General features: G+C 71.0%; 12 protein-coding genes. All 12 read left to right on the forward strand.

Translation table 11 applies throughout. The annotated features are described in order from the left end of the window. The coding region (locus ACG2DA_RS19920; RefSeq protein ID WP_395258075.1) for a hypothetical protein at window positions 1-1,566 on the forward strand (1,566 nt) is incomplete at its 5' end. Between the two features lie 96 nt (window positions 1,567-1,662). Further along, window positions 1,663-2,076: a hypothetical protein gene (locus tag ACG2DA_RS19925; RefSeq protein WP_395258076.1), complete on the forward strand. Its 414-nt coding sequence runs from the start codon at window positions 1,663-1,665 to the stop codon at window positions 2,074-2,076. A gap of 38 nt (window positions 2,077-2,114) precedes the next feature. Next, entirely contained in the window at window positions 2,115-2,456 is a 342-nt protein-coding gene (locus ACG2DA_RS19930; protein WP_395258078.1) for a capsid cement protein, read from the forward strand. Window positions 2,457-2,496: 40 nt separating this feature from the next. Further along, window positions 2,497-2,856, forward strand: a complete 360-nt coding sequence (locus ACG2DA_RS19935) for a hypothetical protein (RefSeq protein WP_395258079.1) — start codon at window positions 2,497-2,499, stop codon at window positions 2,854-2,856. Window positions 2,857-2,871: 15 nt separating this feature from the next. Further along, on the forward strand, window positions 2,872-3,417 hold the full coding sequence (locus ACG2DA_RS19940) for a hypothetical protein (RefSeq protein WP_395258081.1): 546 nt from the start codon (window positions 2,872-2,874) through the stop codon (window positions 3,415-3,417). Next, complete coding sequence (locus tag ACG2DA_RS19945) at window positions 3,417-3,887, forward strand: hypothetical protein (RefSeq protein ID WP_395258082.1); 471 nt, start codon at window positions 3,417-3,419, stop codon at window positions 3,885-3,887. The genes ACG2DA_RS19940 and ACG2DA_RS19945 overlap by 1 nt, the downstream gene beginning before the upstream one ends. Before the next feature lie 12 nt (window positions 3,888-3,899). Beyond that, the gene (locus ACG2DA_RS19950) at window positions 3,900-4,802 is read left to right on the forward strand and encodes a hypothetical protein (RefSeq protein ID WP_395258084.1); all 903 of its coding nucleotides are present in this window, start codon (window positions 3,900-3,902) and stop codon (window positions 4,800-4,802) included. Further along, window positions 4,802-5,458 carry a hypothetical protein gene (locus ACG2DA_RS19955; protein ID WP_395258086.1) on the forward strand — a complete coding sequence of 219 codons (657 nt, stop codon included), beginning with the start codon at window positions 4,802-4,804 and terminating at the stop codon, window positions 5,456-5,458. Before ACG2DA_RS19950 ends, ACG2DA_RS19955 begins: the two co-directional genes overlap by 1 nt. Then, on the forward strand, window positions 5,459-6,976 hold the full coding sequence (locus ACG2DA_RS19960) for a phage tail tape measure protein (protein ID WP_395258087.1): 1,518 nt from the start codon (window positions 5,459-5,461) through the stop codon (window positions 6,974-6,976). It begins immediately after the preceding gene. Then, window positions 6,973-7,380, forward strand: coding sequence for a hypothetical protein (locus ACG2DA_RS19965; protein ID WP_395258089.1), 408 nt, complete (start codon window positions 6,973-6,975; stop codon window positions 7,378-7,380). Before ACG2DA_RS19960 ends, ACG2DA_RS19965 begins: the two co-directional genes overlap by 4 nt. A gap of 3 nt (window positions 7,381-7,383) precedes the next feature. Beyond that, the gene (locus tag ACG2DA_RS19970) at window positions 7,384-9,312 is read left to right on the forward strand and encodes a hypothetical protein (protein WP_395258091.1); all 1,929 of its coding nucleotides are present in this window, start codon (window positions 7,384-7,386) and stop codon (window positions 9,310-9,312) included. Between the two features lies 1 nt (window position 9,313). Next, on the forward strand, window positions 9,314-9,696 hold a 383-nt coding region (locus tag ACG2DA_RS19975; protein WP_395258092.1), incomplete at its 3' end, for a hypothetical protein.

The raw sequence follows: 9,696 nt of genomic DNA on the forward strand, positions 1-9,696 counted from the left end.
TGGCTCAAAGCGAAGGGGTTCGAAGACCCCTCCGCCCTCACCGACACCCAGCGGGACGCCCTCAAAGCGGCCTTCGACGCCGAGCAGGCGGCGGCCGATTCGGACAAGTCCGAATCGGGCGACCTGAACGCCTCCGGCGCCCTCGACGACTACGCCGCGAACCTCCGCAAGATCAACGCGGAGGAGAGCGTCCGCGTCGCCAAGATCAACGCCATCGCCGCCCGGCACCCGGGGCTGAGCGTGAAGGGCTCCGACGGCTCCGAACTGCCGCTCGCCGCCCACGCCATCGCCGAGGGCTGGGACGCCGACAAGACGGAACTGCACGCCCTCCGGCACAGCCGCCCGGCCGCCGCCGGTCCCCGCCGCGGCTCCGAAAGCGGCGACCCGAACCTACAGGCGATGGTCGCCCAGGCGTCCCTCATGGCGTCCTCCGGGCTCTCCGAAAAGGACATCGCCGCCAGCTTCCCCGCCGACAAGCGGGAGCAGGTGATGAACGCCGCCGCGGAGCCGGAACACCGCGGGGCGACGCTGCACGTCCTGATGGACTCCGTGATCGCCGCGGCCGGCCGGCACTACTCGGGCAAGCGGGGTTCGGACGCCCACATCCGGGCGGCGGTCGAAGCCGACCGCGAACTCAAGGCGACCGGCTTCAGCACGATGAGCCTGTCGACCACGCTCGGCAACACCGCGAACAAGGTGATGATCGCGAAGTACCGGGCCGGCTCGGCCGCGTGGCGGGCCATCGCCCGGGTGCGGAACCACACCGACTTCAAGGCGGTCAAGCACGTTCGGGTCGACGCGAGCGGGGCGTTCCGCGAGATCGCCGCCGACGGCGAACTGAAGCACGTGAAGCTCGAAGAGACCGCGTTCGAAAACAAGCTCGGCACCTACGGCGCGATCAACACGTGGACCCGGCAGGACGTCATCAACGACGACCTCGGCGCCCACATGGCGATCTACGAGGACTTCGGCGATATGGCCGCCTCGCGGATCGACGAGGCCGTCTTTAAGACGCTGCTCGCCAACCCGAACGGTTTCTTTAGCGTCGGCAACGGCAACCTGCTGACCGGGGCCGACTCCGCCCTGTCGATCGCCGCCCTGGAAAGCGCCGAAACGCTCTACAGCAACCAGGTCAACACCGCCGGCCGGCCGATCAACCACACCCCGTCGAAGCTGCTCACCGGCACCGCGTTGCAGGTCACGGCCCGCAACCTGTACCGGGAGACGAGCGTCGGCACCCGTCCGGCCGAGGGCACGACGGCGTTCGCCAACAACCCGCACGTCGGCAAGTACGAGCCGGTCGTTTCGCCCTGGCTGAACAACACGGCCGTTCGCGACCAGGACGGGAACGCGATCAGCGGGCAGAGCGCGACCCAGTGGTACCTGTTCGCCGACCCGAACGTCCGGGCCGCGATGGCGGTCGCGTTCCTCAACGGGCGGCAGGAGCCGTTTATCGAGGCCGTCGACATGCCGGGCGACGTGCTGGGCTTCGGGACCCGGGCCTACGCCGACTTCGGCGTCGGCATGGAAGACCCGAACGCCGCCGTGCGGTCCGCCGGCGCCTGAGGTGACGCGTGAGCCGGCCGTCTCCGGGGCGGGACGGCCGGCCGACGCGGACGCCCCGACCCTCCCCCGCACACCCGCCGCCAAAGTCCCGATCCGATGAAGACCCCCGCCCAACTCGCCGACCTCGCCAGCGCCTACGCGGGCGCCGAGACCGACGTTTATCTCTCCCCCGCCGACTTCGAATCCCTCAAGGAATTGAACGGCGGCGGGGACGGCCTGCCGGACGTGAAGAACGACGGGCAGACGCACGTCAAAGTCTCCGCCGAGAAGCTGTGCGAGATCGTCGCCGCGAACGCCTCCGCCGACCCCGCCGAGGGCGAGACGGTCGAGCGGGAGCCCGCCGCCCCGGAGGTCCCCGAAGACCTCAACAGCGTGGGCGTGAAGGAACTGCGGGCGATCGCCAAGCACTACGACATCGAACTCGCCTCCGGCCTCGACAAGGCCGGCGTGGTCGAGGCGGTCGACGCCGGTCTGCCGGCCGACGTGGTCCGCGTCCCGGCCGCGAACTGAGCCTCTTCTAACTCCACCTCCCCCAGCCGAGAAAACCAATGGCTACCGCGACTCTCCACCACGGCACGCCCCGCATGGTGGATCACACCCCGTCCTCGGATGTCGCCGCCGGCGACGTGCTCGTCATCGGCGACGTCGTTCGGATCGCCCACCGCCCGATCGCCGCCGGCGAACTCGGCGCCGTGGGCGGCGGCGGCGGCGTCTACCGGGCTCCGAAGGCGGCGGCCCTCGCCATCAACGACGGCGACACCGTCTATTTCGACGCGGCCGACGACAACTTCAACAAGACGGCCACGGACAACACGAAGGCCGGCGTGGCGGTCGGCGACGCGGCCGCCGCGGACACGCACTTCTACGTGCACCACCAGTCCGGCACCTGATCCGGTCTGACGGTCCTCGGCGCCTTCCGTCCCCTGAGCGATGTCGTACGTCACCCGAACGGCTTTCGACGCCCGGTTCGCCGCCCGCGCCTCCCGCCGCCTGATGGCGGAGCACGGGCAGGTCGTCATGCGGCGCCCGAACCGGGTCGAGGACGACGCCGAGCCCGTCGAGGCGATCTGGGAGCACGACACCGCGGCGAGGTCGTCGGAAATCTTCGGCGACGAGACGCGGGCGACCGGCCGGCTGCACGTCTACGACGACCAACCCGTCTCCCAGGAAGACGCGTGGGAGATCGACGGCGAGGTCTGGCAGACGAACACCGTCGGCAGGCCGTCCGGCGGGATGAGGACCGTCGAGATTCGTAAGGACCGCAAACGCAACGTCAGCGTCCGCAGCTAACAGAACGCCCCGCCCGTGATCGAAACGACCCCCGACGAACTGCTCGCCGCCATGCTCGCCGAGACGGCGACGTGGCGGGCGGTCTGCGACGTGGGGGCCGGGGCGTCGCTGGCCGAAATCCAGGCGGCGGCCGCAGGGTTCAAAGACGGGATCGTCGACCCCGCCGAGGTCGGGGCGGAGGACCGCGCCCTCGCTCGGGTTCGGATCGGCGGGATCGACCCGGACCCCGCCAGCGACGACTACCTCGCCACGCCGCGGGCCAGCGTCCGGCAGAACGCCCCCGACGTGGCGGACCAATACACGAACGGCGGAGCCACCGACGGCGGGGGGCTGAACCTGCTGGTCGAACTGTGGAACCCGCGGAACGACAACGGCTACCTCTTCGCCCGGACGATCTATAAGTCGCTCGTTTCGGAACTGCTCACGCTGAGCCGCACGTCGGGGCGGATGGAACTGACCTCGGCGACGTTGAACCCGGTCGAGCAACTCGACCCGGAGGAGAACGACGGCGACGACAGCTGGTCCGCGGACATCGAGGTCCGTTGGGCGGGGGCCGTCTGATGATCGCGTTCCAAATGCGGATGACGACGAACCAGGTCACGAAGGCGGTTCTCAACCGGATCCTGCGGGAGACGAACCGCGAGGCCGGGGACTGGATCGTCGAGAAGATCCTCCCGGCCAAGTTCGAAGTGTCCGCCTACCACGAAGGGACGGCGGAGCCGCGGACGCGGCAGTACGTCGAGCGGAAGCGAAAGAAGGTCGGGCACAACAAGCCGCTCGTCTACAGCGGGGAGACGCGGCGGTTCGTGCTCGCGAACGCCCGCGTGACCGCCACCGCGAACCGCGGCCGGGTGAAGATCAAAGCCCCTTTCCCCATGCCGGCGAAGATGCGCCAGGAATTAGAGGCGGTCTCGCCGCGGCAGTCCGACCGCTTGGCCGACTTCATGGTGCGGACGCTGACTCAAAAGCTTGAGGCCCCCGAGAACCAGCGGAAACGGCGACGCCGCAATTCCGCGGGTCAATCCATCTAAGAGCCCTTCCCTATGTTCACTCACTTCGACGCCGTCCTCGGGGCGACCGTCCTCGGCCAGACGCAGAGCGCCGACTACGCCCCGGGCGGTCAGCCGATCAGCGTCTACTTCAGCGACGGCACCGACCCGGCGACGCACTACGGCGGGCCGGCCGACCCCCGCGTGACGATCGAGGCGACCGACCTCGCGGCCGTCTTCGGCAACGCCGCCGTCCTCACCGACGGCTGGTGCGTCGAGGGCGGGACCGTCTCCGTCCCGTACGCGAACCGCGGCAAGTGCGGGGCCTTCGAATCCGGCAACGTGCACCGCTCGCTCAACGGGACGGACGCCCTCGTCCTCGTCCGGTCGGTCGGTTGGTCCGAAGGCGGGGGCGGGGCTCTGGCGACGGCCTCCCTTGAGGTGCTGTTCCTGTCGAGCGACGGCACGACCGTCCCGGTCGCCCTGTCGGCCGCGGGCGCTCTGCCGGACGGGCGGAAGAACGCGGCGGTCTACGGTCCCGGCCCGGTCTACGTCGGCGGCACGCTCGCGGCGAACCTCGTCCCCGAGGTGACCGGCGTCGCGTGCTCGCCCGGCATCACGACCGAGCCGAAGACGTTCGGTTACAACTGGCCCGTCGCCCGGCCGTTCGCCCAACGGGCGCCGACGGTCGAACTCACCTTCGAATCGCTCGCCGCCGCTCAGACGTTCACGAACGGGTCGGCGTTCGGTTCCTTCACGTCGTTCGCGTGCTACTTCCGCAAGCGGTCGGGCGCCGGGTTCGTCGCCGACAATGTCGCGGAGCACATCAAAGTCACGTTCGCCGCCGGGCTCACGCAGGGCGGCGGCATCCGCTCCCGGGCCGGCGCCAACGGCGACGCCTCGGTGACGGTGCACGGCCTGACGATGGTCGGCGTCGCGGGGGTGACGATCCCCTAATGCGTCCCGTCGTCTACCTACCGCCGGACCCCGACCGACCGGGCGACGTGCACCCGCTCGCCGCCGTCGGCCTGCCCGACTGGGTCGACGGGGCGACCCCCGTCCCGGTCGGCAAAGGCCCCGACGAGCAAGAGGGCGGGCTGCTCTACGCGTGGCCGCCCGCCCGCACGAAGGTCTCGGAACTCGAATGGCTCTCGGCGCTGCCGACGCACGACCGGCCGCCGGACCGCTATTACCTCGGCCTCGACCCGAACGACCCGCCGACCGAGCGAGATCTCCGGCGCCGCTTCCGCGTGGCGGGGACCGCCGTCGTCATTGACGGGCAGGCCTGGGAGGTCCCGGCGATCGAGGCCCTCCCGCAGACGTTCGCCCGGAACGCCTTCGGTCAGTGGGTGAGCGCCCCGGCCGAACGCTACGCGAACTTCGCCGCCCAGGCGGCGGCGATGCGTCACGCCCTGGCGGGAAAGCGCAAGCTCACCACCGTGGGCGCCGTTTTGGACTTGTCCGAATTGGCCCTCCAGCAGAACTACCTGCTGACGCCGGAACTGATCTCGCGGCTCGGCCTGCTGACGACGACGCCGACCCTCCGCGAAGACGGGAAAGAGGACAGTTCGAAGTTCCCCGTCCTGCTGGCCGCGATCGGAACGGGGGACTAAATGCCGTCGTCAAGCACGGAGATCGTGTTCGACTCCTCCGACAAGGGGATCGCGAACACCTTCGAGAAGATGAACCGGAACCAGGACCGGCTCTATCAGAAGCTCGACCGGCTCGAAAAGAAGAGCGACCGGGGGGCGAAGGCGTCCGCGTCGAACTGGATGAAGGTCGGCGAGACCTTCAAGAACGTGGGGCTCGCCCTCGTCGGCGGCGGCGGCATCCTGTCGGGGCTCGACCTCATTAAATCCGCGAACCGGGAAATCATCGAACAGGCGGCGGAGATCGCGGAACGGTACGAAGACGCCGCGAAGCGGTTCCGCGTGCAGAGCGGCCTGCGGGGCATCGAGGCCGGGGACGCCCAGCGGCGCATCGAGAAAATCGCGGTCGAGAACGCCGTCAGCCTCGACACGGGGTTCGCCGCGGCGACGCAGCTCGTCAGTTCCGGCTTCACCGCTCGCGAGGCGAGCGGCGGCAGTCTCGACGCGTTCCTCGACGTGCTGGCGGCGACCAACCAGACGGGCGAGGGCGTCGACAGCGAGGGGCTCGCCAAGGCGATGGCGGGGTTCCTCACCGCGAACCAGCTTGAACTGACCGGCGAGAACATCCGGACCTACGGGGGCGGGCTGCAAAGCCTGTTCAAGTCGACGAACCTCCAACTCGACGCCCTGCCGTCGCTCGGCAAAGAAGCGGGGGCCCTGCAATCGGCCCTCTCGCCTCAGGAACAACTCGCCGCCGCCGCCGTTTTGCAGACCCAGGGGTCGCAGGACGCGTCCAGCAGCGCGACCAACCTCCGCAACGTCGTGGGGCGGTTGCAGACCGCCGCCGCCAGCGACACCGCCGGCCCGGCCCTCGAACGGCTGGGGCTCACCGCCGCCGACGTGGATTTCGTCGGCGAGCGGATCGACGACGTGTTGGGGCGGATCGGCGCCGGCCTACAGTCGGTGCCGGAGGAGGAGCGGGCCGGCATCGCGAAAAGCCTTGTCAGCGAGGCCGGCATCGCGTCTCTGAACACGCTGATCGCGAACCGGTCGGCGCTCCGCAAGAACGTCGCCGACCAGGCCAACCTCGGCCAGTTCGACGCCGACGTGGCCGAAGCCCAGCAGGGCGCCGGGGCGGCGAGGATTCGACTGGAGACGGCGTCGGAGGTCCGGCGGACGCAGCAGTACCAAGCGGACGACATCATCAAGGCGTCGCTGCGGGAGGAACTCGAATCCCGCGGCTACGCCCAGGCGCGGACTGAACTGTTCCTCGGGGCCTACTCGACCGCCCGGGCGTTCGGCGCCGGCCCGGACACCGCGGCCGACCTCGGTATGGGCGACTACGGCGAGTTCGCCGAGGTGCAAGACGCCGCGTTGAAGCGGGCGACGCAGGCCGCCGGACTCGAATCGAATCCGCAGTCCTTCGAAGAGTTCGCCGAGGCGCTCCGCGAAAACACGCGGTCGAACCGCGATGTCGCCGCGGAAATGAAGAAGCGCCCGCCCGCTCCGCCGCGTTCGGCTGGATTGGGGGCGGGCGGATGATTTCTCAAGACGGATTTACGTTCGGCGCCCCGGCCTACCACGGCCGGCCGATCAGCGCCGCCCGCTACGCCCGGATTCGGTCCTTCACGTGGCACGGCGTCGCCGGCGAGTCGCACCTGACGAGCCCCCCGGCCGGCTTCGACGTGTTCGTCGAGTGCGGCTGGGAAGCGGTCTCGGAGGTCGCCCTTGAGGCGATCGAGAACGGCCTTGCGGAGCAGGCGGGGCGGCTGTTCGGGGACCTCACGGTGCAGCAGTCGGGACGCCCGGCGATCGTGAAGCCGCAATGCACGTTCGTCGGCTACGAGCCCGCGGCCCCCGGCCGGCTCGACCCTCACCGGGGCTGGTTTCTTTCGGGCCGGCTGCTCTGGCGGTCCCGCGTCACCCCCGTGCCCGCGGGGGCGTAACCGGTGCCGGCCCTTCCCACCGCCGCCCTCACCTATCCCCCGCTCGTCCGCGTCGGTCCCGCCGGCGGCGGCCGTCCCGGCTTCGACGCCGGAGCCGTGTGGGAGATCGCCCCGGCGCTTCGGCCGGTGCGGATCGCTCAGGGCAGCGGGGCGTCCGGGCTGCCCTACTGCGAGTTCTCCGTCGATTTGGCGGAGGCCGGCTCGCTGGTCGTCGACGAGGCGGCGCCGGTCGGGTTCGGCCGGGCCGTCGAAGTCTGGCTCGACAACGGCCCGGCGGGCGCGGGCGTCCGGAACTACGTCCCCGTCTTCGCCGGCGAGATCGTCTCCCAAACGACCCGGTTCGGCAGCGCCCCGGACGAGCGGATCCTGCGGGCGGCGCTGCTGCCGGAGCGGTTCGGCGAGGCTCTCCGCGGGCCGCTGGTCGTGCTGCCCCCGGCCTCCGGCGCCTCGCCCGGCGACCCCCCGCCCGTCGTCGTGATGGAGGGGTGGCACCTCGAATACAACCCGGAGATTGCAGGCCAGATCGAACCGAACCGGCACGACGCCAAAGTCGACCATCCGGACGACGGCTCCGTCTCCCTGGCGCCGTGGCGGGACCCGGGGACGACAATCCCGGACAGCGACGCGGAGAAGTGGGAGCCGAGGTCGGCCGTCCGGTCGCTGATCGACCTCGTCGGCTCCGGAACCGACGCCCCGTGGGTCGTGCGGGAAGAGACGGAGCCGAACCCAGACCCCCTCGCCACGTCCGACCCCGACCCCGCGTCGGACGATCCCGTCTACGGCGGACTGCCCGAACTGGCGGACGTGCGGATCCCGCCGGGCACGTACCCGCCGCAGGCTCTCGACGCGATCCTGCACCCGCTGGGGCTCGACTGGACCGTCGACCTCGAACCCGCCTCGACCGACCCGTCGCCGACCGACGAGCCCCCGGCGCTGACGCTCCGGCTCCGCGTCTACCGCCGCGGGCGGGGCGAGGTCCGCGTGCTGAAGATGCAGCGGCCGGAGGGGGACGCCCTCGACCTATCGCTGACCGACGCCGGCGAGTTCGAACAGACGCTCGACCTCGCCGCCCCGCCCAACGTCGTCGTCGTCCGCGGCGCCCCGCGGGAGACCGAAATCGACGTTCGCCTCTATCCGGGCTGGGAGCCGGGCGCCGCCGAGGCCGGACGGCTCTGGATCGCGAACGAGGACGGCGCCTACACGGGCACGCGGGACGGCGCCCCCGAAGGCCCCGTCCCCGAGCCGCCCGACTGGGCGGGGATCGGCGTGACCGTGCCCCGCCGCCGACGGCTCGGCGACCGGCTCGCCCGCGACGACGACGGCCGCCGGCTGCCCCCGGCGCTGTACTGGCGGGCGGACGACGCCGGCACGTGGACCGAAGTTCCCCCGTCGTGGACTTGGGCGGTTCTCGAAGACCGGATCGGCGTGCGGTTCGAAGGCGACGAGCCCCCCTCGAATCTACTCGCCACGCCGGCGCCGCAATTGGCGATCGTCGGCGCGGTCGTCGGCGACGAGCGGATCGAGGCCCGCGTCGGCCCCACCGGGCGCGGCCCCGCCGCCCGCGAAAAGGTTCTCGACCTCGACGCCTCTCACCGGTTCCGCTGGGAGGAGACGTTGTCCGGCGGCTTCGACTTCGTTCTGCCGACCGAAAGCGTCCCGCCGACGGCCCTCGTCGAAGAGATCGAGGCGTTCGCGACGAAGGTTCTCCGCGAAGAGGAGCCCGCCGCCGCGGACCTGGCGGTGACCTTGCCGGGCCTGCGGACCGACTACGCGGTCGGCGACCTGCTCGACAGCGTCGAAGGCCGAAACATCGCCCTCAGCCGGACCAGCGCCGGCGACGCCCGGCCGCAGATCACGGGGTTCGACTGGCGTCCGCGGGAGTCGGAGCTGGTCACCTTCCTTGAGATCCGCCAGACCGGCGGGGGGGGCTGACGTGCGTACCTCGGTCACCCCGCCCGCCGGACCGACGGCCGCGACCCCCCGCGGCCCGGCCCCGTACTCGCCCCCGCACCGGACGGCCAGCGGGCTCGGCGCCTTCATGGGCCGGGCCGCTGAGGACATCGAAGCCGGGGGCACGGGCTCCGTCGACCTGATCGACGGGAACCGGGAGGAAACGGGCGCCAGCATCGTGGCCGCGAACGATCACACCCAGTTCCGCATCGAGGCCGGGAGCAAGGTCGGCGGCGTCACGTGGTTCGGAGTGCACTTCATCTGGTGGGTGGACCGCTGCCCGGACGAGGTCGGCCCGCCGCCGGAGCGGTGCTACTGCGATCCGGTCTACGGCTACGAGGGCACGGCCTACGGCGGTCTGGTCGA

Origin of the sequence: Alienimonas sp. DA493 (genome assembly GCF_043951915.1) — a bacterium.
Classification (GTDB): Bacteria; Planctomycetota; Planctomycetia; order Planctomycetales; family Planctomycetaceae; genus Alienimonas.